Below are 23,729 nucleotides of genomic sequence, written 5' to 3' on the forward strand. Positions count from 1 at the left end.
GAAGGCTCAGCTGGCGCGTTTGAAAGCCAGGCAGACGTTGTGGCCGCCGAAGCCAAAGGAGTTGGACAAGACGGTTCCAAGTGTCTGATCCCGTGCCTCGTTCGGCACGACATCCAGATCACAGTCGGGATCCGGGGTGGTGTGATTGATCGTGGGGGGCACGACGCCGTGTTGCAGCGCCAGCACACAGGCCACCGCTTCGATACCACCGGAGCCACCTAGCAGGTGACCAGTCATCGATTTGGTGGAGCTCACCGGAATCTGCAGCGCCCGCTCACCCAGGGCGCTTTTGATCGCCGAGGTTTCGTTTTTGTCGTTCGCTGGAGTGCTGGTGCCGTGGGCGTTGACGTAGTCGATCTCAGAAGGATCAATGCAGCCATCGGCCAGGGCCTGGCGCATGGCCTCGGCACCGCCGACGCCGCCCGGTGTGGGTGATGTGATGTGGTGGGCGTCGCAGGTCATCCCGTAACCCACCACTTCGCCGAGGATCGTGGCGCCACGGGCCTGGGCATGCTCGAGGGTTTCAAGCACCAACACACCGGCACCTTCGCCGATCACAAAGCCATCGCGTTCCTTGTCGAACGGACGGCTGGCCGTGGCCGAATCATCATTGCGGAACGACAGGGCTTTGGCGCTGGCGAAGCCGGCCACTCCCAAGGGAGTAATCGCCGATTCGGCGCCACCGCACACCATGGCGTCAGCCTTGCCCAGCTGCAGCAGCCGGAAGGCATCGCCAACAGCATTGGAGCCGGCAGCACAGGCGGTGGCCACCGCGGAGCTGGGCCCCTTGGTGCCCAAGGCAATGGCAGCAAGGCCTGTGGCCATGTTGGGGATCATCATCGGCACCGTGAAAGGACTCACCCGTCCAGGGCCTTTGCCCTCCAACACATGGGCCTGCGTCTCCATCGTCAGCAGACCGCCGACGCCGGAACCAATGATCGTGCCGATCCGATCCGCATTTGCGTCGTTGATCTCAAGGCCGGCATGGGCCACAGCCTGTTTGGCTGCCACCACGCCGAACTTGCAGAACCGATCCCAGCGCTTGGCTTCCTTCGGTTCGATGAAGCCGGACGGATCGAAATCCTTCACCTCTGCCGCAAAGCGACAGGCGTGTGCGGATGCATCGAACAGGGTGATGGCCTCTACTCCGTTGCTGCCGGAGGTGAGGCCGTTCCAGTAGTCCTGAACCGTGTTGCCGATCGGTGTGACCGCGCCGAGGCCGGTGATGACGACGCGATGGAGACCATCCACCATTGCGTTGCTCAGGCCTGCTTGTCTTCGATGTATTTGACGGCGTCACCAACGGTGGTGATGCCTTCAGCTGCTTCGTCGGGAATCTCGATATCAAAGGCCTCTTCAAGCGCCATCACGAGTTCCACGGTGTCCAGAGAATCAGCACCCAGATCGTTCTGGAAGTTGGATTCGGGCTTCACTTCGCCGGAGTCAACACTCAGTTGCTCCGCAACGATTGAGCGCACCTTTTCGAGAATCGCTTCCTGGGACATAGCCGTGGCAACGGGACGCTGCATCTTACGGGCACGCCTTCAGTGTCTTCTCACCAACGCCTGCGCCGTTAACAACGGTGACGGCCTGGCCATGGACCGGCGAAGGACGGGTACGTTTGCCGCAAGCCTTCGTATGCATCGGGCACATGTCCCACGCCGTCAAGATCTACGACACCTGCATTGGCTGCACCCAGTGTGTGCGCGCCTGCCCTCTCGACGTGCTTGAGATGGTGCCCTGGGACGGCTGCAAGGCCGGCCAGATTGCCTCCTCGCCTCGCACTGAAGATTGTGTTGGTTGCAAGCGCTGCGAAACCGCCTGCCCTACCGACTTCCTCAGTATCCGCGTTTATTTGGGAGACGAGACGACTCGCTCCATGGGTCTCGCCTACTGAATTTGCCTCATTTCATCTCATAAGCTCGGCCCGGCTTCAGCCGGGCTTTTTTTGTATGTGCGGAATCGTTGCCCTGGTGGGTTCCCGAGAAGCGGCACCTCAGCTCCTTGAGGGCTTGCGGCAGCTGGAATACCGCGGCTACGACTCCGCTGGGATCGCCACGGTGGCCGCCCAGGGGCACCTGACCTGCTTACGGGCCAAGGGCAAGCTGCGCAATCTCACTGCTTGTTTTGAAGCCGAGGGTGCCCCCGGAAAATGCGGCATTGGCCACACCCGCTGGGCCACCCACGGCAAACCGGAAGAGCACAATGCCCATCCGCACCGCAGCAGCGATGGAGCGGTGGCGGTGGTGCAGAACGGAATCATTGAGAACCACCGGGCCCTGCGGGAGCAGTTGGAGGCTTCCGGGGTGGTGTTCCAGTCGGAGACTGACACCGAGGTGATTCCCCACCTGCTGGCTGCGGAGCTGAAGCAGCTGCAAGCTGCGGGTGGAAGCCCAGGCGGTGGGCTGTTGCTGGAGGCCCTGCAGGGGGTGCTGCCCAAGTTGCAGGGGGCCTATGCCCTGGCCGTGATCTGGGATCAGGCGCCGGGGGCATTGGTGGTGGCTCGTAAGGCGGCACCGCTGTTGATCGGCTTGGGGGAAGGCGAATTCCTCTGTGCCAGCGACACGCCGGCCTTGGCGGGCTTCACCCGCACGATCCTGCCGATGGAAGACGGCGAGGTGGCCTTGCTCTCACCTCTGGGGGTGGAGCTCTATGACGCAACAGGGGCCCGTCAGCAACGCATGCCCACCCAGCTCAGCGGCGTGGACCATGTGGCGGACAAACGTGAGTTCCGTCACTTCATGCTCAAGGAAATCCATGAGCAATCAGAGACCGCAGAGCTTTGGGTGACGCGCCACCTGCCCCAGGGACTGCCGCCGGAACAGCCGGTGGCGCTGCCGATGGACGATGCCTTTTATGCCGGGCTTGAGCAGATTCAGATCCTGGCCTGTGGCACCAGCCGTCACGCCGCGATGGTGGGGGCCTACTTGCTCGAACAGTTCGCCGGCATTCCCACATCGGTGCACTACGCCAGTGAGTTCCGCTACGCGCCGCCGCCGCTGGCTCCTCACACCCTCACCATTGGGGTGACCCAGTCTGGTGAAACAGCCGACACCCTTGCTGCCTTGGCGATGGAGGCCGAGCGGCGTCTGGCCCATGGGGATCCAGCCTTTGCCCCCCGCCAATTGGGGGTGACCAACCGTCCGGAGAGCTCCCTCTCACGCCAGGTGCCCCACATCCTCGACATCGGGGCCGGCATCGAAGTGGGTGTGGCGGCCACGAAGACCTTCCTCGGCCAGCTGTTGGCCTTTTATGGCCTGGCCATGGCCTTTGCGGCCCGCCGTGGTGCTCGCCCCGCGGCTGAGATCAAGGCTCTGGCGGATGAACTGCGCGGTCTGCCCCAGCAGTTGCGCCAGCTGGTGGATCTGCACGACCAGTGCTCCGAAGCCTTGGCCCCTCGTTTTGCCGACACCCAGGATGTGATTTTCCTGGGGCGGGGCATCAATTACCCGATCGCTCTCGAGGGGGCATTGAAGCTCAAGGAGATCAGCTACATCCACGCCGAGGGCTACCCGGCCGGGGAGATGAAGCATGGTCCGATCGCCCTGCTCGATTCCCGGGTGCCGGTGGTGTCGATCGCTGTGCCCGGTTTGGTGTTCGAGAAGGTGCTCAGCAACGCCCAGGAAGCCAAGGCCCGCGATGCTCAGCTAATTGGTGTGGCGCCCCAGGGGCCCGACACCGATCTCTTTGATGAACTGTTGCCGGTGCCTTCGGTGAGCGAGTGGATCAGCCCCCTGCTCACCGTGGTACCGATGCAGTTGTTGAGCTATCACATCGCCGCCCATCGCGGCCTGGATGTGGATCAACCCCGCAACCTGGCCAAGAGCGTCACGGTGGAGTGAGCCTCAGTTGGCGTTGAGGCTGAGGTCGCTACGGCCATAGCGGTCCTGGAAACGAACGATGTCGTCTTCTCCGAGATAGGCACCGCTCTGGATCTCGATCAATTCCACCGGGATCCGGCCAGGGTTGGACAGGCGGTGTTTGCAGCCCATCGGGATGTAAGTGCTCTGGTTTTCCCCCACCAGCTGCTCTTCGCCATCGCGTTCCACCAGGGCTGTTCCCTTCACCACCACCCAGTGCTCAGCGCGGTGGTGGTGCATCTGAAGCGACAGGCTGGCGCCGGGTTTCACAGAGATTCGCTTGACCTGCCAGCGGCTGTCTTCCACTACGCCGGTGTAATGACCCCAAGGGCGGTAGATCTTGCGGTGCGCCTTGCCCTCTGGACTGCCCTCGGCCTCTAGTTGCTTCACCACGGTCTTGATGTTCTGGGCTTTGGAGCGATCCGCAATCAACACGGCATCGTCGGTTTCCACCACCACGAGGTTTTCAATCCCCAGCCCCACCACCAGGCGGTGTTCGCTGCGCAGATAGCAATCGCGGCTGCCTTCAGAAATCACGTGGCCCTGCAGCACATTGCCTTGGGAATCCTTTTGCTCTGAGGTTTCCCAGAGGGCACTCCAGCTGCCCACGTCGCTCCAGCCGGCCTCCAGCGGCAGCACACTGCCCAGCTCCGTTTTTTCCATCACGGCCACGTCAATGGCCACGCTGGGGCACTTGGCGAAGGCCTCCCGTTCCAGCCGATGGAATTCAAGGTCGGCCGTGTCCTGCTCCAGTGCTGCCCGGCAGCAGCTCACCACTTCCGGGGCCAGCCGCTCGAGTTCCGCCAGCATGGCGCTGGCGCGGAACAGGAACATGCCGCTGTTCCAGGTGAAGCGGCCGGTGGCCAGGAATTGCTCCGCTGTGGCCTGATCGGGCTTCTCCACGAAGCGCTTGATCGGCACATGCACCGGCCCTCCAGAGGAGAAGGGTTCGCTGGCTTCGATGTAGCCGTAGCCGGTTTCCGGGGCCGTCGGCACGATGCCGAAGGTCACCAGGCGTCCCTCTTCGGCGGGCTTGCGGCCGGCGTTGATGGCCTGGCGGAATTGGGCGGCATCGCGGATCAGGTGATCCGCTGCCAGCACCAGCAGCAGCGGGTCCTCGCCGTTGGCCGTGGCCTGCAGTGCGGCCACGGTCACCGCCGGGGCGGTGTTGCGGCCCATCGGTTCCAGCAGGATCGCGTTGGGTTCCACGCCGATCTGGCGCATCTGCTCGGCCACGATGAAGCGGTGGTCTTCATTGCAGATCAACAGGGGAGCTGCAAGGGCGTCCAGGCCCTGAAGCCGCTGTTGGGTCTGCTGCAGCAACGTGGCCTCTCCGTCTCCGCTCAAGGGCCAGTACTGCTTGGGGTAACTGGCCCGCGATAGGGGCCAGAGCCGTGTGCCGGTGCCTCCGCAAAGGATCACAGGAATCAGCGGTGTGGAGGCCATCACGTCCTGAAAGCGGTGACCCAGAATCGCTCGCCCCAGGGGGTTCTGTCGATGCCCCGAGAGAGATCTGTCAGAGCTCCAGCAGGCCCGGCGGTGGGGAGAGCAGCAGCCAGCCCTCCTCCAAGTGCACCTCCGGCACGATCGCCTCCACGAAGGGAATCAGCAGCTTGCGGCCTTCTGATGTGGTGATTTCCAGCAGGTCGTTGCCGCCACTGATCAGATCGCTCACGGTGCCAACGGCAGGGCTATCGGACTCGAGGCGTGCCTCCAGGCCCAGCAGATCGAGCAGGTGAAATTCCCCCTCGTCCAATTCGGGCCGGTCATCCGCGGACACCAGCAGTTCATGGCCCACAAGGGTTTCGGCAGCGCTGCGGCTGTCGATTCCCTCAAGCTGCACCACAAACAGCGACTTGCCGGGCAGTTGCCGGCCTTTTTTGAGCTGGATTTCCGTCGGCTCACCCCCCTTGCGACTGCGCAGCCAGCGGGGCCCCGGTGCCGTGAACCGCTCGGGGAAATCACTGGCGGGATTCACCCGCAGTTCCCCTCGCAGCCCCTGGACCCCCACGATCTTGCCGACGCTGAGCCACTCATTGCTCTCCGCCATGCCATCCGTCGCGCACTCTGCCGATAATGGCTCCAGAACAGTCCGCGAACGAGCCATGGCGCCTGCAACCGCTCCGATCCTCCCTGGCTCCACCGTCACCGTGGCCGATGCCACCTCGATCTACAACGGCTACACCGGCTTTGTGCAGCGAATCAGCGGCGACCGTGCGGCCGTTTTGTTTGAAGGCGGCAACTGGGACAAGCTGGTCACCCTGCGGTTGAAGGACCTCCAGCCAGCCTGAGGCGATGGACACCCACCGCAGCCTGCGACAACGGCTGCAGTCCACGGTGCTGGAAGCCATCACCCCGGCGGGCAAGGCCTACAACGCTGTCATTTTCGGGGCGATTCTGCTGAGTGTTCTGGCCCTGCTGCTGGAACCCGACCCCCTGGGCAATTCAGCCCTGCGCCAAACCAATGTGCCCTGGATCGATCTGGTTCAGAACGTTTGCCTGGGGGTGTTTGTGGCGGATTTTGTTCTTCATCTGGCTTTGGTGGAGAGGCCTCGCCGTTACTTGTTCAGCTTCACCGGGCTGATTGACGCCTCGGCAGTCCTGTTTTTCTTCGTGCCGCAGGTGCGCAGTGAACTGCTGCTGTGGGTGTTCAAGTTCGGCCGCATCCTGCGGGTGTTCAAGCTGCTCAAGTTCATCGATGAAGCCCGCGTGCTGGGGCAGGCCCTGCGGGGAAGTGCCCGCACCATCGGCGTCTTCTTGTTTTTCGTCTTCCTGCTGCAGGTGGTGCTCGGCTACAGCATTTTTGTGATCGAAAGCGTCCGGCCCGACTCCCAGTTTCAGTCGGTGGGGAGCGGCGTTTACTGGGCGATCGTGACCATGACCACCGTGGGTTATGGCGATGTGGTGCCCCAGACGGAACTGGGGCGGCTGCTGGCCTCGGTGGTGATGCTCTTGGGTTTCGGCATCATTGCCATCCCCACCGGCATCCTGACCGTGTCGGGGGTGCGCCATCACCAGCAGCGCATGGTGGAGTTGACCTGCAACCGCTGCGGGCGTCAGGGGCACCGCAGGGACGCCCTTCACTGCGATGCCTGTGGTGCATCGCTGCCCTCGAGGGCCTGAAGGGCAGCGGCAGCTGCGTTCTGCTCGGCTTCCTTGCGGGAGCGGCCCTTGGCCTCCGCCAGCTCCCGGTTTTGGACGCTCACTCGGCAGCGGAAGCGCTCGGGGTCGCCGTGCTGGCGGCTGCATTCCTCGGTGGCGTAGTTGGGCAGTCCAAGCCCCTGCCCCTGGCTCCACTCCTGCAGCGTTGTTTTGCCGTTGAACTGGTGGGGGGTGGCCAGCACCGCTTGGGCTGTGGTGTGCCAGTGGGGGGTGAGCCAGCGGTGAATCGCTTCAAGGTCGCCAAGAGCTTTGTACAACCCACCGATGAGTGCCTCGGTGGCATCGGCCCGCAGCCTGGATTGGGCGGAACGATCCCCCTGGGCGTGCCGTCCCAGCAACAGATGCTGTTCGATGGCTAGCCCTGCTCCTACTTCCGCCAGCCAGCGGTCGCTGACCAGCTGGGCCCGCAGGTTGGAACAGGCACCCACGGCGAGATCGGCGTGGTGGCGGTCAATGAACTCCGTGGCGGCGAGTCGCAACACCGCATCCCCGAGGAACTCCAGTGGTTCAAGGTTGCGAGCCCGGCCGGTGGACACGTGGGTGAGGGCCTGATCCACCAGAACCAGCAGCTCCGGTTCGATCGGAACCTCAGCGCCCAGGCGCTCGATCAGGTTGGTGAGCTCTGCGGCGCGGGATGGATCCACCAAGACTCCTGAGCAATGCTGATATGGGGTGAAAGCAGGACATAAGCCGGGTTCTGTTCACGCCTCACAGAGGTTGGTCTGCAGAGGGTGGGTGGCTATCTATCTGGGACCGCCGTTACCGACGGCCTCAAGCGGCGCGTTCAAACGGAACGGGGCCAATGGCCAGCCGTCGTTCCATGGCCTTGCTCCCAGCCGGGGTTTACCGAGCCAGCACCTCTCGATGCTGCTGGTGCGCTCTTACCGCACCTTTGCACCCTTGCCTGTGCCGGCGAACCGGCCATCGGCGGTGTGTTTCTGTGGCACTCTCCTCACGGTCACCCGCACTGGGCGTTACCCAGCAAGCCTGGCCATCAGGGAGCCCGGACTTTCCTCAGCCGACACTCAAAGAGATCGGCCGCAACCACCTCGCCTGCTTTCAGGTCTCATCATGCCTCGTGGGCATAATTCAGAAGACTGGGGCTGTAGCTCAGCTGGATAGAGCGACGGTTTCCTAAACCGTAGGTCGTGGGTTCGAGTCCCGCCAGCCCCGTGAGACTTACTCAAGAGGTAGTGAGCGCTACATCTGGTGGGGTGTTCAGATCGTTCACCACCGCTAGGGTTGGTACAACCGGGTTTGGGTGCCATGACCCAGCTTCACGATCTCCGTCTGCGGCTGTTGGTGCAGCAGGAAAGTGAGCGGATTGCGGAATCCCAGCCCACGGATCTGGATTTGTCCGTGGTGCAGGCCCGCTGCCTGTGTTGGCTTGCTCTCCTGGCGGAATCCCACGAAGACCAGGCCAGCGACGCGGAACGTCGCGGAGACACGGAACAGGCCATGGGCTGGTTCGCCGATTCGATGCGGCTGCGGGATGTGATCGGTGTGGTGTCGTCCATTGAGATCCCTCTGCCCGACACCGCTGGCGAGGATGGCCCTCAGGCCGAGGAGGATCTGGGGCCTCAGGCGGCTTAATCGGTGGCATAGTGGGTAATGACCGCGAGGGACTGCATTGCCGGAAGAGCCCTGCCAGTGCCCGGATTGCCAACGGTTTTACCGGGAGCATGACCGGCTGATCCGGGAGTCCCCCACGCTTCGTCAGCAACAGGAGCTCAACTGGGCAGCACTCCAGTCGTTCCGCACCCTGTCTGGCCGCGTGTTGGAGGATCTGCAGAAGCAGCACGGGTCCCGCCAGACCGCCGATGCAGGCGCTTCAAAGCCTGCATCGGCTAGTGCGCCTGTGTCGGAGGAATCAGGTGATTCCATTCAGCAGGCCATTGCCGATCTGGAGAACATCAACGCCCATCTGTTCTCGATTGAGGCCTTGATGGAACGGGTGTTTGATGTCCGCGTCCCGGATGAAATCGAGCAGAAGTTCCGCGAACTGGCCGGTGAGCTGGCTCCAGACCCCTTGAACGTGGACCGTCTGCGGCTCAACCGTCTGTTGCATCAGACGCCTGATCTGCCTGATCGGAACTGAAGCGCTGCATCTTTGGTTGTGAGCCCTGGACATGAATCCAGGGCTTTTTTGTGGCTGTGTTCAGTGCACGTCGCAGGTGATCTCCACATTGAGTGGATCCACGGCCCAGATGTTTTTGCAGTACTCGGCGATGGAACGGTCGGAGGAGAAGAACCCGGTGCGGGCCGTGTTCAGCAGTGACATCCGATTCCAGTGCATCCGGTCGCTCCAGGCACGGCTCACCGCCTCCTGGGCCCGCAGATAGTCGGCGTAGTCGGCCATCACATAGAAGGGGTCGTTCCCAGTGAGGTTGTCGAGCAGGGGGCGGAACAGTTCGCCGTCGCCGTTGCTGAAGTGCCCCATCTCGATCAACCGCAGGGCTTCCTGCAGTTCCGGCAGTGCCGCGATCACATCGCCAGGGCGGTAGCCGTCCTGCTGCAGGGCCGTGATCTCTTCCACGGTCTTGCCGAACAGGAAGAAGTTCTCGTTTCCCACCAGTTCGCGGATCTCCACATTGGCCCCATCAAGGGTGCCGATGGTGAGGGCACCATTCATGGCGAACTTCATGTTGCCGGTGCCGGAGGCTTCCTTGCCGGCGGTGGAGATCTGTTCAGAGAGGTCGGAGGCGGGATACACCTGCTCTCCAAGCTTCACGTTGTAATCCGGTAGGAACACCACCCGCAGCAGGCCATCCATGTCGGGATCGGCATTGATGGTGTCGGCGATGCCGTTGAGGAAGCGGATGATCAGCTTCGCCATGTAGTAGCCGGGAGCGGCCTTGCCGCCGAAGATCACGGTGCGGGGCGCCATGCCGTCGGTCTGGCCGTTCTTGATCCGCAGGTACTGGGTGATCACCTGCAGGGCATTGAGGTGCTGGCGCTTGTACTCGTGGATGCGCTTCACCTGCACGTCGAACAGGCTGGCGGGGTCCACCAGCACACCGGTGTTGCGGTGGATGTAGGTGGCCAGCTTGCGCTTCACCGAGAGCTTGGTGTTGCCCCAGAGCTCGAGGAAGCCCTGGTCGTTCTGCCGCTCCTCCAGCTTGCGCAGGCTCTCCATGTTGGAGATCCAGTCCGGCCCCACGTGCTGATCCAGCAGGGCTGACATCTCGGGGTTGGCCAGGGCGACCCAGCGGCGCGGGGTGACGCCATTGGTGACGTTGGTGAATTTCTCCGGCCACAGCGCCGCGAACTCCGGCAGCAGGTCGGTTTTCACCAGATCGGAGTGCAGCGCTGCCACACCGTTCACATGGTGGGCACCGATCGTGGCCAGGTGGGCCATGCGCACGGCCTTGCTGCCCTCTTCATCGATGATCGAGAGCTTGCGCTGGATGGCGTCGTTGCCGGGGTAGCGCAGCCTCACCTGCTGCAGGAAGCGTCGGTTGATCTCGTAGATCAGCTCCAGATGGCGGGGCAGCAGGCTGCTGAACAGGTTGAGGTCCCACTTCTCAAGTGCTTCGGGCAGCAGGGTGTGGTTGGTGTAGGCCACGGAGCGGGAGGTGATGTCCCAGGCCCGGTCCCACTCCAAATGCCGATCGTCGATCAGCAGTCGCATCAGCTCCGCCACGGCGATGGCCGGGTGGGTGTCGTTGAGCTGAACCGTCCAGTAGTTGGGGAAGTCCTCGACGGACAGTCCGCGGTTGTCGAGGCTGCGCAGCATGTCCTGCAGTGAGCAGCTGACGAAGAAGTGCTGCTGCTTCAGGCGCAGACGCCGGCCTTCGTCGGTGCCGTCGTTGGGGTACAGCACCTTGGAGAGGGTTTCGCTCCCCACCTTTTCCTCAACGGCGCCGTAGTAGTCGCCGATGTTGAAGGCATAGAAGTCGAAGCTTTCGGTGGCATCGGCACGCCAGAGCCGCAGCCGGTCGCAGATGTTCACCCGATAGCCCAGCACCGGCACGTCATGGGGAATGCCGATGGCGTGTTCCGCCGGGATCCAGCGGGAGCGGTAGTTGCCTTTGTCGTCGATGTAGCTCTCGGTGCGACCGCCGAAGCCCACGAAGCAGGCCTCATCGGGCTGGGGCAGTTCCCAGGGCCAGCCGCCCTTGAGCCATTTGTCGGTGATCTCCACCTGCCAGCCATCGCGGATCAGCTGATCGAAGATGCCGAACTCGTAGCGGATGCCGTAGCCGGTGGCCGGGATCTTCAGGCTGGCCAGCGATTCCATGTAGCAGGCCGCCAGACGGCCGAGGCCTCCATTGCCCAGACCCGGTTCCTCCTCCACATCCAGGATCTGCTGCAACGACTCGATGCCGAAATTCTTCAGGGCCTCTTCGGCTTCCTTCTGAATTCCCAGATTCAGCAGGTTGCTGTGGAGCTGCGGGCCGATCAGAAATTCCGCTGACAGGTAGGCCACCGATTTCTGCGGGCGGGCCCGCATCGCTTCGGTGGTGGCCAGGTAGCGCATCATCAGCCGATCACGCACCGCATAACTCAGGGCCATGTAGAGGTCATGGCGGCTGGCGGTGGGGGCGAGCTTGCCGAGCGTGAAGAACAGGTGTTCCGTCATGCCGTCGAACACGCTCTTGGCATCGAGGCCGGCGCGTTCTGGGTCGTTGTGACAGCCGGGGGTCGGCAGACGCAGATCGAACGGTTGTGACGTGGTCATGGGGGTTCAGCGAGCCATGGAGCGTGGAATCACCGTCAGGCCAGGGGTGCTCGGAGCCCAACTCAATGAATTACCCGGACCGTAGCCATCACAACTGGGGCTGCCTGCAAAAAAGCGCTTAATACAGCATTCCCGGTCAATTGGGATCATCCAGCGAACAGTTCAGCGGCGGAATCACCATTAAGGTTCGGCGTGAGACATGCCCGGCTTGATGCTGCTGCCCACCCTGCTGAGCGAAATCAGCAGTCACGACCTCGAATTGGCGGAAACGCTGATCGGCGTCCTTCGCTTCATGCTGATCTTCGTGGCGGCCCGCACCCTCGCTGAGGTGCTGGTGCGTTTTGAGCTCCCCACGATTCTTGGGGAACTCCTCGCTGGCGTTCTGATTGGTGCTTCGGGCCTTCACCTTCTGGTGCCACCGGAGACCCAGGTGCAACTTTCCGGAGCTTTCTCCGAGGTGGTGGCCGGCCTTTCGCATGTGCCGGTGGAGGAGATTCCAGCCCTCTACAACGAGAGCTTCGGTGCCTTGCAGGCGGTGGCCACGCTGGGGCTGTATTCCCTGCTCTTCCTCACGGGTCTTGAAAGTGAGCTGGAGGAACTGATGGCGGTGGGGGCCCAGGCCTTCAGCGTCGCCGTGGTCGGCGTGGTGCTGCCCTTCGCCCTCGGCACCCTTGGCTTGATGGCGATCTTCCACGTGGATGCGATCCCGGCCATCTTCGCGGGTGCTTCGATGACCGCCACCAGCATCGGCATCACCGCCAGCGTCTTCGGTGAACTCGGCTATCTGCGCACCCGAGAAGGCCAGATCGTGATCGGTGCCGCTGTGCTCGACGACATTCTCGGCATCGTCATCCTGGCCATCGTGGTGTCCCTGGCGGCCGGCGGCAGCCTGGAGATCGGGCCCATCGTTCAGCTGGTGGTGGCGGCCGTTCTGTTTGTGGTGGTGGCCTTGTTGTTAAGCCAGAAGGCTGCCCCCGCCTTCGACTGGGTGATTGATCAGCTCAAGGCTCCCGGCGCCAAGCTGATCGGCTCCTATTTGCTGCTGGCCGTCAGCTGTTTTGTTGCTTCAGCTATTGGTCTGGAGGCTGCACTCGGGGCCTTCGCCGCTGGTTTGATCGCCAGCACCTCCAAACATCGCCACGAGATTCAGGCGGCGGTTACTCCCATCGTTGGCTTGTTCGCCACCGTCTTCTTCGTGTTGGTGGGTGCCGGTATGGACCTCTCAGTGATCAACCCCTCTGATCCGGGCGCCCGTTCCGCCCTGGTGGTGGCAGCGTTCCTGTTTGTGGTGGCGATCATCGGCAAGGTGGCTGCCGGCTGGGCCATCTTCAGCAAGGAAAAGACCAACAACCTGGTGGTGGGGCTGGGAATGATGCCCCGCGGCGAGGTTGGCCTGATCTTCCTGGGCCTGGGCACCGCTTCAGGGCTGCTCAGCCCTGGCCTTGAGGCGGCGATTCTGCTGATGGTGATCGGCACCACGTTCCTGGCGCCAGTGCTGTTGCGCATCGTCCTCAAAGACAAGCCCCCTGAAGACGGCAATCAGGTGCCTGAAGAGTTAGCAGCGGATCCCCTGGCGGGTGCCTCCTGAATCAGTCGTCTTTTCCGGCATTGGCGAGGACGATCAGAACACTCCAGCCCACGGCCACAACGCCAAGGCTGGAGGCCCAGCTCGGACCCAGGACCCAACTGAATCCGAGCTGGGTGACAACGCCCACGACGAGGGCCAGCAGCAGGCTGCTCATCACCAGCACCGGTTGACGCACCGCTTCGGGAAGACCACCCTCCTCCAGGCTGGATTCCAACGTGCTGAGCGGTGCGCTCAGCGGCACGTAAAGGGCGATGGCCCAGAGCAAAGCTCCGCGCCAGACGGATGCGTCCGCCAGCGGTCCGCCCATCACCTCGTAGCTCACCATCCAGGCCGCTTCAGTGCTGCTTAGCATCGCGTCCCTCGCAGCCGGCTGTGGATCGCGTCACCTGGAGCTATCTCGGCCACGCCGTGCACACGGTGCAGCAGCATCCCGAGCAGGACAGCACCGATCATCCGGCGCTTCTGTTGGTGCATGGGTTCGGAGCATCCACCGATCACTGGCGCCACAACATTCCCGTGTTGGCCCAGACCCACGCCGTGCATGCGATTGATCTGCTGGGCTTCGGCAGAAGTGCCAAGCCGGCGGGTCTCAATTACGGGGGTGCCCTGTGGCGCGATCAACTGGTGGCCTATGTGCGCGAGCGGATCGGCCGCCCGACGGTGATCGCCGGCAATTCCCTCGGTGGTTTTGCTGCCCTTGCTGCCGGGGCTGCTTTGGGATCGGACTGTGCGGGAGTCGTGCTGCTCAATGCCGCCGGTCCCTTCAGTGATGAACAGAAACCGCCGCAAGGCTGGGGCGCCATCGCCCGTCAGAGCATCGGCACGGCCCTGCTGAAGAGTCCGGTGCTACAGCGGTTGCTGTTCGAGAACCTGCGCCGACCCGCCACGATCCGCCGCACCCTCAATCAGGTGTACGTCGATAAGACCAACGTCGACGATTGGCTGGTGGAGTCGATTCGGCGCCCCTCCCTGGATCCCGGCGCCTTCGGGGTGTTCCGCACGGTCTTCGATATCCCTCGCGGTCAGCCCCTCGATGAGCTTTTCGCGGAACTCACGGCGCCGCTGTTGTTGCTTTGGGGCATTCGTGATCCCTGGATTAACGCCCCCGGTCGCCGCTCCACCTTCCAGCGCCATGCTCCGGAGGCCACCACCGAGGTGGTTCTGGAGGCCGGACACTGTCCCCACGATGAGGTGCCGGATCAGGTGAATGCGGCGTTGCTGCAATGGCTGGAGAGCCTGAAGTCGGCTGCGGCACCGACAAATGCGGATCTGCTGGCTAGGTGAATGAATGAGCCACCCCGCATCGGCGGATGCCCATGACCCTCACCCAGCAGTCGGCCCCCTACGCCCACTGGGAGTTTGTGCATCCCAGCAGCGGTGATCGGTTGCGAATCATTCCCGAGCGGGGTGGTCTGGTGAGTGGTTGGTCTTGCGGGGGACGGGAGATCCTGTATTTCGATCAAGAGCGTTACGCCGATCCCAGCAAAAGCATTCGCGGCGGCATTCCGGTGTTGTTTCCGATCTGCGGCAATCTGCCCGGAGATGTGCTGCCGGTGGATGGCGTCGACCATCCCCTCAAGCAGCACGGCTTCGCCCGGGACCTTCCCTGGCAGCTTCAGTTGCTGGAGGATCAGAGCGGTGTGTGCCTCAGCCTCTCCAGCACCGACGAAACGTTGAAGGCCTATCCCTTCCCCTTCTGTTTGGAGATGGAGCTGCGCCCGGTGACCGCTGCGTTGGAGATCTCAACCACGGTGCACAACTGCGGTGATGCCGCCATGCCGTTCAGTTTTGGCCTGCACCCCTACTTCAACGTGAGCGATCTGGCCAAGACCCGGCTCACGGGTCTGGCGGAGCGCTGCCTCAACCATCTGGAGATGGCGGAGGCCGCCACCGTGGATCAGCTCAAGCGTTTGCCCGAAGGGGTGGATTTCCTTTGCCAGCCTGCGGGTCCTGTCAGCCTGATCGATGACGCCACCGGTGTGACGCTGGAACTGCAGCATCAGGCACCGCTGGATCTCAGCGTGGTTTGGACCGAGCCCCCGCGGCCAATGGTTTGTCTGGAACCCTGGACCGGTCCGCGGCAGGCCCTGGTGAGCGGTGATCGAAAACTGGTGCTCGAGCCTGGGACGAAGCAGACCCTGGCCTGTCGCTACAGCGTCTCCTGATTCACTCCCGGCAGACGGCCGCGGCTGAGCTGCAGCTTGGGGTCGAACTGGCGTTTCACCGCTTCGATCAGCGGTCGGGACGGACGGTCAAGCCAGACCGGCACGGTTGACCCGGCTGCGCGTTTCAAAAGCGTCATTTCGCCGCCGAGGCTGATCACGCTGCGGCGCAGCGCCTCCAGCTGGTGATCCGGTGTTGTTGCATCGCACCAGCCATCACCGCAGCCGGCTCCCGCGGCCAGTTCCCAGGTCCATGGTTTGAGGGCCCTCATCGCCTCATCCCGCAACAACTGGTGCAATTGGGCCGGCGGTAGCACCAGCCTCACCAGCTGCGCAGAGGGGCTGGCATCGAAGGGTGTGGTGAGGGCATCGGAACAAGGCTGGCGTTCGGCGCTGAGCTGCTGGTTCAGCGCCAACGCCTCGAGCTGCTTCAGCTGATCGTCTACAGCCTGCTCCGACACGCTGCTCACCACCAGCCGCAGCCGCCAGGCACCATCGCCGCCGTTGATCCAGTCACAGCGTTCCGGTGTGAGGCTGGAGCGCAGCAATTCGCTGCGAAAGGCCTCCTGGGCCTTCAGGTCGCCTTCCACAAATAGGCCGCTCCGGGCGGGCCGCAGCGGTTGCAGCCGCAGGGTGAGTTCGGTGATCAGCGCCAGGCTGCCCCAGCTGCCGCAGAGCAGCCGCATCAGGTCGTAGCCCGCCACGTTCTTCACCACCCGTCCACCGGCATGGGCTTCGACGCCATCCGCCCGCAACAGGCCGATGCCAATGATCTGATCGCGCACCCCCAGATGGCGCTGCCGCAGTCCCCCCGCCAGTCCCCGGGCCACCAGGCCGCCGATGCTTCCGGGAGCGCTGGCCCGGGGCCAGTCAATGGGCAGCCATTGCCCCTGCTCCGCCAGCAGATCCTGCAGGTTCTGCAATTGCATGCCGGCTTCCACCGTGATGGTCAGATCGTCCACGGCATGGTCGATCACCCGGTTGAGCTGCCGGCAGGAGAGCACCTCATGGCGGGGATCCAGCGGCGGACCCCAGTCCAGGCGTGTGCCCAGTCCACTGGGACTCCAGGGGTTGCCGTTCTGGTGCCACTGGCGCACCAGATCAATCAGAGCACTGCGGCTGGCGGGGGAATGGCTCACGGCACGATGGTGCCATGAAGGTTGTGGTCATTGACGACGATCCCACCGGCTCGCAGACGGTGCACAGCTGCCCGCTGCTGCTGCGCTGGGATGTCGACACCCTGCGCCAGGGGCTTCGTCATGGGTCTTCGCTGTTGTTTCTGTTGGCCGACACTCGGGCGCTGATGCCCATGGATGCTGCGGAACGCAACCGCGGTATTGCTGTGGCCTTGGATCAGGCGCTGCAGCGGGAGGGATTGGCCCGTGATCAGGTGCTGCTGGTTAGTCGTGGTGATTCGACCTTGCGCGGCCATGGGGTGCTTGAGCCTGAGGTTTTGCAGGCGTCCTTCGGGCCCTTTGATGCCACCTTCCATGTTCCAGCGTTCTTGGAAGGGGGCCGCACCACCGTGAACGGCGTGCATCTCCTCCACGGGGAACCGGTGCACACCACGCCGTTTGCTCAGGATCGGCTGTTCGGTTTCAGCAGCAGTGATCTGGCCCGCTGGTTGGAGGAGAAAAGTGATGGGTCCATTGCCGCGGCGTCGGTGCAGCGCATCAGCGGCCGGGAGCTTGATTCCGCCTGCGCTGCGGGGTTGCCGCTGTTGATTGAGCGTCTGCGTGGGCTCCAGGGCAATGCATCTGTGGTGGTGGATGCCGAGCGGCAGGAGCAGCTCACCGCTTTGGCCGCAGCGGTGCGCGTCCTGCAAGGGCAGAAACGCTTTCTGTTCCGTTCCGCCGCCAGCATGGTGAAGGCCCTGGCGGATCCAGGCCCGCCGCCGCTTGATCCCAAGGGCTTAGCGGGGTTGCGGCTGTTGGCTGACGATGGAACGCCTCTGCCGGGCCTGGTGATGGTGGGCTCCCACGTGCCCTTGGCGGATCAGCAGCTGGAGCTGTTGCTGCAGGAATCGGGTTGCCAAGGGGTTGAACTGTCGGTGCCGCGCATCGCTCGGTTGCTGGAGGGGCCGACACCCGACCTGTTGCTGGCGGATCTGGAGCGGGTCTGGTTGCAGCAGCTGCGGGCGCTGCTGGATCAAGGTCTGACGCCGGTGCTGTTCACCAGCCGCGGTGAGCTGCGTTGTGCTTCCGAACAGGAGGGCCGGCGCTTGTCCTGCGCTCTGGCCGAGTTGATGGGACGACTGGCGTCAGCCCTGGCTCCTGATCTGGGCTATCTGCTCAGCAAAGGCGGCATCACCACCCAGACGCTGCTGGCCCGGGGCCTGGCCCTCGAGTCGGTGCAGCTGGAAGGGCAGCTGCTGCCGGGTCTCTCGCTGGTGCGTCCGTCAGCGGGGCCCTGCAGCGGACTGCCGATTCTCACCTTCCCCGGCAATCTCGGCGTTGCCAGCACCTTGAGGGAGGCCTGGCAGCGGATGGAGGCCGGCTGAGGCGGCCAGCAGTTCCATTGGGTGCTGCACCCGGGCCCGATCGCTCAGATGGCGCCGCAGCTGCAGGGTGCAACCGATGTTGGCGCTGGCCACCAGTTCGGCGCCTGTGCTGCTGAGGTCGTCGGCCTTGATTCGGCCCAGTTCGGCGGCTTCCTCTGGCTGCACCAGGTTGTAGATGCCGGCGCTGCCGCAGCACACCCCCGCCTCGGTTGCTTCCCGCAGCTGAACGTTGGGGATGGCCCGCAGCAGCTGGCGGGGCTGGGCCTGGATGCCCTGGCCATGGATCATGTGGCAGGCGTCATGCATGGCCACGACGCCGGGAAGTGGTTGCAGTTGGGCGCGGAACGACTCCAAAAGGCCGCGGTCCGCCAGGAATTCCTGCACATCCAACACCGGAGCGCGGAATGCCGCCTTGCCGTTCAGGAGCTCGCCGTAGGCCTTCATCGTGTGGCCGCAACCCGAAGCAGCCACCAGCACCGCATCCAGATCTCCCTCAACGGCATTCATGCTCCGAACCAGATCCGTTGCCAATTGGCGCGTGAGTTCCAGCTCCCCCTGGTGATGGCTCACCGCCCCGCAGCAGCCCTGGTCTGCTGGGATGACCACCTCAAATCCGTTGGCCTGCAGCACTTTCACCGTTGCGGTGCTGACGCTGGGATCGAAGCAGCGCTGCACGCAGCCCAGCAAGAGCGCCACGCGGCCGCGGCGTTTGCCGGAGGCGGGATTGATCTGGGGCAGTCGGTCGCTGAAGCTCTCCGGCACCAGGGGTGGCAGCAGCTGCTCCATCGCTTCGATTTCCGGCCCGAACAGACGGGTGAGCCCGGAGCGGCGGGCCAGCTGTTGCAGCGGTGTGCCGGCATAGGCCCGCAAGGGTTGCAGCAGGGCCCGCAGGCGCTTGGGGTAGGGCAGCACCTGCAGCAGCAGCTTGCGGAAGCTGGTTTGCCAACTGCTGCGCTGGTTGGCCTGATTCAGCTTGGGCCGGGTGGCTTCGATCAGCTGGTCGTAGCGGACTCCCGAAGGACAGGCGGAAACACAGGCGTAACAGCCCAGGCAGGTGTCGAAATGGCTGGCCACCGTGGCATCCAGCTCCAGGTCACCGGCTTCGATCGCCCGCAGCGCATGGATGCGGCCGCGGGGCGAGTCCATCTCACTGGCCAGCACGCGATAGCTGGCACAGGTGGGCAGGCAGAAGCCGCAGTGCACGCAGGGGTCTGCTGCACCTGCGGGAAGCCCGGGGAGCTGGGTTGGAGAGGCCATCGCCTGAGTCTGGCGTGAATGGCAGCTCTGGTGATCAGAAGCGCTGGATGATCGCTTCGGCGAAACCGCTGCAGCTCACCGGATCCACCTGGGGCTCCATCAGTCGGGCCAGGTCGTAGGTGACCTTCTTGTCGGCAATGGCGGCACTGAGGCCCTTGGTCACCAGATCAGCAGCCTCCTGCCAGCCGAGGAACTCCAGCATCATCACGCCACTCAGGATCACCGAGCCCGGGTTGATCCGATCCAGGCCGGCGTGTTTCGGGGCGGTGCCGTGGGTGGCTTCGAAGATGGCGGCGTTCTCGCCGATGTTGGCGCCGGGGGCCATGCCCAAGCCACCGACCATCGCGGCGGCGGCGTCGGAGATGTAATCGCCGTTGAGGTTCAACGTGGCGAGGATCGAATACTCCTGGGGCCGGGTTTGGATTTGCTGGAAAATGCTGTCGGCGATGCGGTCATCCACCAGCACCATCGACCTCCACTTGCCGCCACCATGGCTGCTGCCGATGGCGTCGATCACCGCCTGCACCTCGGCGTCGATGTCGGCTTTCTTCTCTGGAGTGAGGCTGTCGTAGCCAGGCTCGATCATGCGGGCGTTGGCCTGCACGCTCAGGTTGGGATCCTTCTCGAGGTTGCCGAGGATCCAGCTTTCCCGCTCGGTGATGCACACATCGCGGAATTCGGTGGTGGCCAGCTCGTAGCCCCAGTCGCGGAAGGCTCCTTCCGTGAACTTCATGATGTTGCCCTTGTGCACCAGGGTCACGTGGCGCTTGTCGCCCTGAAGACGCAGGGCGTGCTGGATGGCCTTGCGGATGTGGCGCTGGCTGCCGGCTTTGCTCACCGGCTTGATGCCGATGCCTGAACCTTCTGGGATCTGGCGCTTGCCCAGTTTGCCGTTGGCAGGGATCACAACCTCGTTGAGGTGCTTGCGCAGCTCCTGGCCAACGGGGTCATCGGCTTCCCATTCCACCCCCATGTAGATGTCTTCGGTGTTCTCCCGGTAAACGATCACGTCCAGATCCTGGGGACGCTTATGGGGGCTTGGGGTGCCCTCGTAGTAGCGGCAGGGCCGCACGCAGGAATACAGATCAAAGATCTGGCGCAGGGCCACGTTCAGCGAACGGATGCCACCGCCCACGGGTGTGGTGAGGGGGCCTTTGATGGCTACGCCGTAGGTGCGGATCGCCTCGAGGGTGTCCTCCGGTAGGTACTGGTAGGTGCCGTAGAGGTCGCAAGCTTCATCGCCGGCGTAGACCTTGAACCATTCGATGCTCTTGCTGCCGCCGTAGGCCTGGGCCACGGCCGCATCCAGCACCTTCTGGGTTGCGGGCCAGATGTCCACGCCGGTGCCATCGCCCCGGATGAAGGGAATGATCGGGTTGTCGGCCACCACGGGCTGACCGTTCTCGAAGCGGATCGGTGTGCCCTGGCTCGGGGCGGTGAGCTTCTCGAACTGGGCCATGGCGGTTGGTCGGGCGTCAGCAGGCCGAGCCTATGACTGAGCCGGGAGCCCTACGGTTTCAAACAGTGCAGACCGCGCATTGATGGCCAGTGAGCAGGTGTGGGTGGTGGCGGCCTGCTTCAACGAAGCCGAGGTGATCAGCGTCTTTTTAGAGCGGGTCATGGCCTTGCCGGAGGTGAACCATCTGCTGCTCATCGATGACGGTTCCTCCGATGCCACCGTTGCTGTGATCCGTGCCTGGCAGAAGAGTCATGCCGACCAGGCCGTCACCTTGTTGGAACTCACTCGCAACTTTGGCAAGGAGGCCGCGATGCTTGCGGGGTTGGACTACGCCAAAGGCCGCTGTGCGGCCGCGGTGCTGATTGATTCCGATCTGCAGCATCCGCCGGAGCGGATTCCGGCAATGGTGCAGGCCTGGCGTAACGGCGCTGAGGTGGTCACCGCGGTGCGGGATGACCGCGATGCCGAAGGGCTGGTGAAGGTGGCCACGGCCTCCTGGTTCTACCGGGTGTTCAACCGCCTGGTGGATTCGATTCAGCTGCAGGAGGGCGCCGGCGATTTCCGCCTGTTGAGTGCTCCAGTTGTAGAGGCCGTGACCCAGTTGCGTGAGGCCACCCGTTTCTCCAAGGGGCTGATGCCCTGGACCGGCTACCGCAGCGAGGAGATCGCTTACAGCCGGGTGGCCCGCGTTGGAGGCAGTACGTCCTGGAGCTCCCTCAAGCTTTGGCGCTATGCCCTGGACGGCATCTTTTCATTCACGGTGAAGCCGTTGAAGGTTTGGGGTGTGATCGGTGTGCTGATTTCGTTCCTGAGCTTTGTCTATGCCGCCCTGATCGTGCTGCGTACCTTGGCCTTTGGTGTCGACCTGCCGGGCTACGCCTCACTGATCGTCGCTGTTCTGTTCTTGGGGGGAATTCAGCTGATCGGCATCGGCGTGCTGGGCGAATACATCGGTCGGATCTACATCGATGTGAAACGGCGGCCGCACTATTTCGTCAGGGCTGTGCATCAGGGCTCAAAGCTTCTGCGCTGAAGCCCACTCCTTTTGGCGGTTGGTCGAATTGAAAAAGGCCACCGACTGCTGAAAGGCCGCCTGATCCATTCCCAACGCAGCATTGGGGAGGGCTGGGTGGATGAGCACAACAGGTTGTGAAGCACGATCAACGGCCATGGAGCTGTATGCAGTTTCCCAACTGCGGCGGAACGCTGTTCCGAACATCGATCCACTGAACAACACCCCGGCGAAGCGTCGGTTGGTTGCAAGTCCGGCCTGTCGCAGGCGCGGGATGGCCAGCCCGCTCAGCAGCTGCAGAATCATCCACTTGATCAGACCACCTGTCTGCAGGCTGCGCCACCAAAGCCGGAGTGACAGACCCTCCGGCAGGGATTCCCGCGTCGTGCGCACCCAGGTGATCGATTCGGAACGGGACAGATCCAGCACCGCATCCAGCACCAGGGGCACGAGGTGAATGTGCTGGTGGCCATCGAGGCGGATCTGCCGCAGTCCTGTGAGCTGGCGGTAGCGGCGGATCTGCTGCAGCAAAACAGCGCGCAACTGAGGGGCGATCCGTTGGCGCTGCCAGGGCAGGAGCGAAGCCAGCAGCAAGCGTCCGAATCCGGTCGGAAGATCCGGGCTGTCGGGCAGGCCATGCCCCTCAGTGAGACAGACATGCAGGCTGAGCGGTGGTGGGTCAGCAAGGTCTCGCCATGTATCAACGGCGGCGGTCGCGCTGGGACCATTCACCAGAAGACTGGCCCCGTGAAGCCGCCCGCTTTGGGCCAGATCGAGGATGGCTGCATCCACACCCTCCGCCAGGCCGAGATCATCGGCGTGAAGCAGAGGAGGTTGGCCGTTCTGATGCTCACGGGCCTTGGCACTAAAGCGGGCCGCTCGGCTCCAGATCACGGCATTCAGCAGCGTGGGTGTGAACACCAGCACCAGGGTTGGGGCCTGGAGCAGCGGTAGGAGGGCACACACACTGAGGTTGACCATGTACTGCAGCAGCAGCCAGCGACGGGCGAACTGGCGCCCCCCCGTCTCTTCCCGGAACGTCAGCAGGGCATGGCCGAGATACCCCGCCATGGAGGCGGCCAGGAAGGCGATGGGGTTGGCCAGGCTCAGGCTCATCAACGGGCCCAGCAGCAGCAGCACGATGATGTGAACGGCTGCGGCCGCGCCCCCCACCAGGCCGTAGCGCAGCAGGCGGTTCAGCAGAGGCATCATGGGCACTGTGGGGGCGTGCTATTGCAGCGCTGCAGCAGGGCCTCAATCAGCCGCCAGGCCTTTTGTTCGTAGCGTTTGACGAAGTCTTCAAAGCTCTGGGCCGCCGCCTCATCGGCACCATCGGAAATCACTCGCAGCACCAGCCAGGGGACGCCCTCCTGCTCGGCCACCTGTGCGATGGCGGCGCCTTCCATCTCAACGGCCTGAAGGTCGGGCAGGGCATCCCGCAGCGCTTGCAGCACCGCTGGATCGCCGATGAAACGATCTCCTGTGGCGATCAGACCGCTGCTGGGCCGAGCGAACCCGTCCAGATCGCCTGCGCTATGGGCCTCCAGCAGAGCGGTCTTGGCCCAGTTGAACCAAGCCGGCTGCGGTTGGAGCCGGTCCTGCTTCAGTGCTGGCAGCGTGAAGCGTGGGAACAGGGGTCGGGCATCCATGTCGTGCTGCACCACGGCATCGGCCAACACCACATCCCATTGGCGTAGAGCCGGATCCGCTGCGCCGGCGACGCCGGTGAACAACAGCAGATCGATGCCGGGATCGCTGGCCAGCAGCCGTGTGGCCGCACGCGCAGCGCTCACCTTTCCCCAGCCGCTCCAGGCCAGGCTGAGGCGGATGTTGTCGCCCCACACGCCCCTGTGGATCGTCAGGTCTCCATGGTCGCTGCAGCTCAGATCCGTGAGGTGGCTGAGATCCGAGCCGACCTCCTCCGGCATGGCGCCCAGCAAGCCGATATGCAGCGGTTGCGTCATGGTTTCGTGAACCTCGCGCAACCGTAACGGCGACCTTCTGCTTCTCTCTGCACACTGTGCGGAATGAGGAGGTTGCAGTGAACG

The 23,729-nt window shown here is 63.7% G+C and carries 23 protein-coding genes, 1 tRNA gene and 1 other RNA gene; 12 read left to right on the plus strand and 13 right to left on the minus strand.

Features of this window, described 5'->3' with window-relative positions; translation table 11 throughout:
- Nucleotides 1-6: 6 nt before the first annotated feature.
- Nucleotides 7-1,254 carry a beta-ketoacyl-ACP synthase II gene (gene fabF, locus SynRS9907_RS00620; protein ID WP_188021485.1) on the minus strand — a complete coding sequence of 416 codons (1,248 nt, stop codon included), beginning with the start codon at nt 1,252-1,254 and terminating at the stop codon, nt 7-9.
- An 8-nt stretch (nt 1,255-1,262) separates the two neighbouring features.
- Nucleotides 1,263-1,505, minus strand: a complete 243-nt coding sequence (acpP, locus tag SynRS9907_RS00625; RefSeq protein WP_011363161.1) for an acyl carrier protein — start codon at nt 1,503-1,505, stop codon at nt 1,263-1,265.
- A 146-nt stretch (nt 1,506-1,651) separates the two neighbouring features.
- Between acpP and psaC the strand changes: the two genes are divergently transcribed.
- Together psaC and glmS are read left to right on the plus strand one after the other, a co-directional pair.
- Nucleotides 1,652-1,897 carry a photosystem I iron-sulfur center protein PsaC gene (psaC, locus tag SynRS9907_RS00630; protein ID WP_006850103.1) on the plus strand — a complete coding sequence of 82 codons (246 nt, stop codon included), beginning with the start codon at nt 1,652-1,654 and terminating at the stop codon, nt 1,895-1,897.
- Nucleotides 1,898-1,952: 55 nt separating this feature from the next.
- Nucleotides 1,953-3,842, plus strand: a complete 1,890-nt coding sequence (gene glmS, locus SynRS9907_RS00635; protein ID WP_188021486.1) for a glutamine--fructose-6-phosphate transaminase (isomerizing) — start codon at nt 1,953-1,955, stop codon at nt 3,840-3,842.
- A gap of 3 nt (nt 3,843-3,845) precedes the next feature.
- Here the strand turns inward: glmS and SynRS9907_RS00640 are convergent, their stop codons facing one another.
- Both SynRS9907_RS00640 and rimM read right to left on the minus strand, forming a co-directional pair.
- Nucleotides 3,846-5,306: a mannose-1-phosphate guanylyltransferase/mannose-6-phosphate isomerase gene (locus SynRS9907_RS00640; RefSeq protein WP_188021487.1), complete on the minus strand. Its 1,461-nt coding sequence runs from the start codon at nt 5,304-5,306 to the stop codon at nt 3,846-3,848.
- Between the two features lie 70 nt (nt 5,307-5,376).
- The gene (rimM, locus tag SynRS9907_RS00645) at nt 5,377-5,910 is read right to left on the minus strand and encodes a ribosome maturation factor RimM (RefSeq protein WP_188022297.1); all 534 of its coding nucleotides are present in this window, start codon (nt 5,908-5,910) and stop codon (nt 5,377-5,379) included.
- A 55-nt stretch (nt 5,911-5,965) separates the two neighbouring features.
- On the opposite strand from rimM, the gene SynRS9907_RS00650 reads away from it, so the two are divergent.
- Nucleotides 5,966-6,151, plus strand: a complete 186-nt coding sequence (locus tag SynRS9907_RS00650; protein WP_114988059.1) for an NAD(P)H dehydrogenase subunit NdhS — start codon at nt 5,966-5,968, stop codon at nt 6,149-6,151.
- A gap of 4 nt (nt 6,152-6,155) precedes the next feature.
- Complete coding sequence (locus SynRS9907_RS00655) at nt 6,156-6,983, plus strand: ion transporter (RefSeq protein WP_188021488.1); 828 nt, start codon at nt 6,156-6,158, stop codon at nt 6,981-6,983.
- On the opposite strand, the gene rnc is transcribed toward SynRS9907_RS00655, so the two are convergent.
- Both rnc and rnpB read right to left on the minus strand, forming a co-directional pair.
- Nucleotides 6,941-7,666: a ribonuclease III gene (rnc, locus tag SynRS9907_RS00660; RefSeq protein WP_188021489.1), complete on the minus strand. Its 726-nt coding sequence runs from the start codon at nt 7,664-7,666 to the stop codon at nt 6,941-6,943. The genes SynRS9907_RS00655 and rnc overlap by 43 nt on opposite strands.
- 26 nt (nt 7,667-7,692) lie before the next feature.
- Nucleotides 7,693-8,083: RNase P RNA component class A (gene rnpB / locus SynRS9907_RS00665), an RNA gene on the minus strand.
- Nucleotides 8,084-8,121: 38 nt separating this feature from the next.
- Between rnpB and SynRS9907_RS00670 the strand changes: the two genes are divergently transcribed.
- The 3 genes from SynRS9907_RS00670 (at nt 8,122) to SynRS9907_RS00680 (ending at nt 9,120) form a co-directional block, all read left to right on the plus strand.
- A tRNA-Arg gene (locus tag SynRS9907_RS00670) sits at nt 8,122-8,195 on the plus strand.
- 93 nt (nt 8,196-8,288) lie between these two features.
- On the plus strand, nt 8,289-8,615 hold the full coding sequence (locus tag SynRS9907_RS00675; RefSeq protein ID WP_188021490.1) for a hypothetical protein: 327 nt from the start codon (nt 8,289-8,291) through the stop codon (nt 8,613-8,615).
- Between the two features lie 37 nt (nt 8,616-8,652).
- Nucleotides 8,653-9,120 (plus strand): hypothetical protein, encoded by a 468-nt coding sequence (locus SynRS9907_RS00680; RefSeq protein ID WP_188021491.1) that lies wholly within the window; start codon nt 8,653-8,655, stop codon nt 9,118-9,120.
- A gap of 60 nt (nt 9,121-9,180) precedes the next feature.
- Here SynRS9907_RS00680 and SynRS9907_RS00685 read toward each other — a convergent pair whose 3' ends face one another.
- Complete coding sequence (locus SynRS9907_RS00685; protein ID WP_188021492.1) at nt 9,181-11,703, minus strand: glycogen/starch/alpha-glucan phosphorylase; 2,523 nt, start codon at nt 11,701-11,703, stop codon at nt 9,181-9,183.
- Nucleotides 11,704-11,914: 211 nt separating this feature from the next.
- Here SynRS9907_RS00685 and SynRS9907_RS00690 point away from each other — a divergent pair, with 211 nt between their 5' ends.
- Nucleotides 11,915-13,291 (plus strand): cation:proton antiporter, encoded by a 1,377-nt coding sequence (locus tag SynRS9907_RS00690; RefSeq protein WP_188021493.1) that lies wholly within the window; start codon nt 11,915-11,917, stop codon nt 13,289-13,291.
- 1 nt (nt 13,292) lies between these two features.
- On the opposite strand, the gene SynRS9907_RS00695 is transcribed toward SynRS9907_RS00690, so the two are convergent.
- A complete protein-coding gene (locus tag SynRS9907_RS00695; protein ID WP_188021494.1) occupies nt 13,293-13,643 on the minus strand; it encodes a hypothetical protein in 351 nt (116 codons plus the stop codon).
- A 20-nt stretch (nt 13,644-13,663) separates the two neighbouring features.
- On the opposite strand from SynRS9907_RS00695, the gene SynRS9907_RS00700 reads away from it, so the two are divergent.
- The gene (locus SynRS9907_RS00700) at nt 13,664-14,575 is read left to right on the plus strand and encodes an alpha/beta fold hydrolase (protein WP_188021495.1); all 912 of its coding nucleotides are present in this window, start codon (nt 13,664-13,666) and stop codon (nt 14,573-14,575) included.
- 26 nt (nt 14,576-14,601) lie between these two features.
- Nucleotides 14,602-15,456, plus strand: a complete 855-nt coding sequence (locus tag SynRS9907_RS00705) for a galactose mutarotase (RefSeq protein ID WP_188021496.1) — start codon at nt 14,602-14,604, stop codon at nt 15,454-15,456.
- Here the strand turns inward: SynRS9907_RS00705 and SynRS9907_RS00710 are convergent.
- Nucleotides 15,441-16,592 carry an FAD-binding oxidoreductase gene (locus tag SynRS9907_RS00710; RefSeq protein ID WP_188021497.1) on the minus strand — a complete coding sequence of 384 codons (1,152 nt, stop codon included), beginning with the start codon at nt 16,590-16,592 and terminating at the stop codon, nt 15,441-15,443. The two genes, SynRS9907_RS00705 and SynRS9907_RS00710, sit on opposite strands and share 16 nt — an antisense overlap.
- A 14-nt stretch (nt 16,593-16,606) precedes the next feature.
- Here SynRS9907_RS00710 and SynRS9907_RS00715 point away from each other — a divergent pair, with 14 nt between their 5' ends.
- Nucleotides 16,607-17,953, plus strand: coding sequence for a four-carbon acid sugar kinase family protein (locus SynRS9907_RS00715; protein WP_188021498.1), 1,347 nt, complete (start codon nt 16,607-16,609; stop codon nt 17,951-17,953).
- Here SynRS9907_RS00715 and SynRS9907_RS00720 read toward each other — a convergent pair.
- Nucleotides 17,852-19,210 (minus strand): (Fe-S)-binding protein, encoded by a 1,359-nt coding sequence (locus tag SynRS9907_RS00720; protein ID WP_188021499.1) that lies wholly within the window; start codon nt 19,208-19,210, stop codon nt 17,852-17,854. The two genes, SynRS9907_RS00715 and SynRS9907_RS00720, sit on opposite strands and share 102 nt — an antisense overlap.
- Nucleotides 19,211-19,244: 34 nt before the next feature.
- Nucleotides 19,245-20,669: an NADP-dependent isocitrate dehydrogenase gene (locus tag SynRS9907_RS00725; RefSeq protein WP_188021500.1), complete on the minus strand. Its 1,425-nt coding sequence runs from the start codon at nt 20,667-20,669 to the stop codon at nt 19,245-19,247.
- 82 nt (nt 20,670-20,751) lie between these two features.
- Here SynRS9907_RS00725 and SynRS9907_RS00730 point away from each other — a divergent pair, with 82 nt between their 5' ends.
- Nucleotides 20,752-21,702 (plus strand): glycosyltransferase family 2 protein, encoded by a 951-nt coding sequence (locus SynRS9907_RS00730; protein ID WP_188021501.1) that lies wholly within the window; start codon nt 20,752-20,754, stop codon nt 21,700-21,702.
- On the opposite strand, the gene SynRS9907_RS00735 is transcribed toward SynRS9907_RS00730, so the two are convergent.
- Together SynRS9907_RS00735 and SynRS9907_RS00740 are read right to left on the minus strand one after the other, a co-directional pair.
- Nucleotides 21,685-22,893, minus strand: a complete 1,209-nt coding sequence (locus SynRS9907_RS00735; protein WP_255445944.1) for a ChbG/HpnK family deacetylase — start codon at nt 22,891-22,893, stop codon at nt 21,685-21,687. The genes SynRS9907_RS00730 and SynRS9907_RS00735 overlap by 18 nt on opposite strands.
- Nucleotides 22,890-23,645, minus strand: a complete 756-nt coding sequence (locus tag SynRS9907_RS00740) for a 5'-methylthioadenosine/adenosylhomocysteine nucleosidase (protein WP_188022299.1) — start codon at nt 23,643-23,645, stop codon at nt 22,890-22,892. The genes SynRS9907_RS00735 and SynRS9907_RS00740 overlap by 4 nt, the downstream gene beginning before the upstream one ends.
- Between the last annotated feature and the right edge of the window lie 84 nt (nt 23,646-23,729).

Origin of the sequence: Synechococcus sp. RS9907 (genome assembly GCF_014279615.1) — a bacterium.
Lineage (GTDB): Bacteria > Cyanobacteriota > Cyanobacteriia > PCC-6307 > Cyanobiaceae > Parasynechococcus.

What these genes read in the sequence shown, in the direction of transcription:
- SynRS9907_RS00640 (WP_188021487.1), bottom strand. Translation starts at nt 5,306, where the DNA reads ATGGCCTCCACACCGCTGATTCCTGTGATCCTTTGCGGAGGCACCGGC.
- SynRS9907_RS00715 (WP_188021498.1), top strand. Translation starts at nt 16,607, where the DNA reads ATGAAGGTTGTGGTCATTGACGACGATCCCACCGGCTCGCAGACGGTG.
- psaC (WP_006850103.1), top strand. Translation starts at nt 1,652, where the DNA reads ATGTCCCACGCCGTCAAGATCTACGACACCTGCATTGGCTGCACCCAG.
- acpP (WP_011363161.1), bottom strand. Translation starts at nt 1,505, where the DNA reads ATGTCCCAGGAAGCGATTCTCGAAAAGGTGCGCTCAATCGTTGCGGAG.
- SynRS9907_RS00690 (WP_188021493.1), top strand. Translation starts at nt 11,915, where the DNA reads ATGCTGCTGCCCACCCTGCTGAGCGAAATCAGCAGTCACGACCTCGAA.
- SynRS9907_RS00675 (WP_188021490.1), top strand. Translation starts at nt 8,289, where the DNA reads ATGACCCAGCTTCACGATCTCCGTCTGCGGCTGTTGGTGCAGCAGGAA.
- SynRS9907_RS00725 (WP_188021500.1), bottom strand. Translation starts at nt 20,669, where the DNA reads ATGGCCCAGTTCGAGAAGCTCACCGCCCCGAGCCAGGGCACACCGATC.
- SynRS9907_RS00650 (WP_114988059.1), top strand. Translation starts at nt 5,966, where the DNA reads ATGGCGCCTGCAACCGCTCCGATCCTCCCTGGCTCCACCGTCACCGTG.
- SynRS9907_RS00695 (WP_188021494.1), bottom strand. Translation starts at nt 13,643, where the DNA reads ATGCTAAGCAGCACTGAAGCGGCCTGGATGGTGAGCTACGAGGTGATG.
- fabF (WP_188021485.1), bottom strand. Translation starts at nt 1,254, where the DNA reads ATGGTGGATGGTCTCCATCGCGTCGTCATCACCGGCCTCGGCGCGGTC.
- rimM (WP_188022297.1), bottom strand. Translation starts at nt 5,910, where the DNA reads ATGGCGGAGAGCAATGAGTGGCTCAGCGTCGGCAAGATCGTGGGGGTC.
- SynRS9907_RS00735 (WP_255445944.1), bottom strand. Translation starts at nt 22,893, where the DNA reads ATGATGCCTCTGCTGAACCGCCTGCTGCGCTACGGCCTGGTGGGGGGC.
- SynRS9907_RS00705 (WP_188021496.1), top strand. Translation starts at nt 14,602, where the DNA reads ATGCCCATGACCCTCACCCAGCAGTCGGCCCCCTACGCCCACTGGGAG.
- SynRS9907_RS00655 (WP_188021488.1), top strand. Translation starts at nt 6,156, where the DNA reads ATGGACACCCACCGCAGCCTGCGACAACGGCTGCAGTCCACGGTGCTG.
- SynRS9907_RS00730 (WP_188021501.1), top strand. Translation starts at nt 20,752, where the DNA reads ATGGCCAGTGAGCAGGTGTGGGTGGTGGCGGCCTGCTTCAACGAAGCC.
- SynRS9907_RS00720 (WP_188021499.1), bottom strand. Translation starts at nt 19,210, where the DNA reads ATGGCCTCTCCAACCCAGCTCCCCGGGCTTCCCGCAGGTGCAGCAGAC.
- SynRS9907_RS00740 (WP_188022299.1), bottom strand. Translation starts at nt 23,645, where the DNA reads ATGACGCAACCGCTGCATATCGGCTTGCTGGGCGCCATGCCGGAGGAG.
- glmS (WP_188021486.1), top strand. Translation starts at nt 1,953, where the DNA reads ATGTGCGGAATCGTTGCCCTGGTGGGTTCCCGAGAAGCGGCACCTCAG.
- SynRS9907_RS00685 (WP_188021492.1), bottom strand. Translation starts at nt 11,703, where the DNA reads ATGACCACGTCACAACCGTTCGATCTGCGTCTGCCGACCCCCGGCTGT.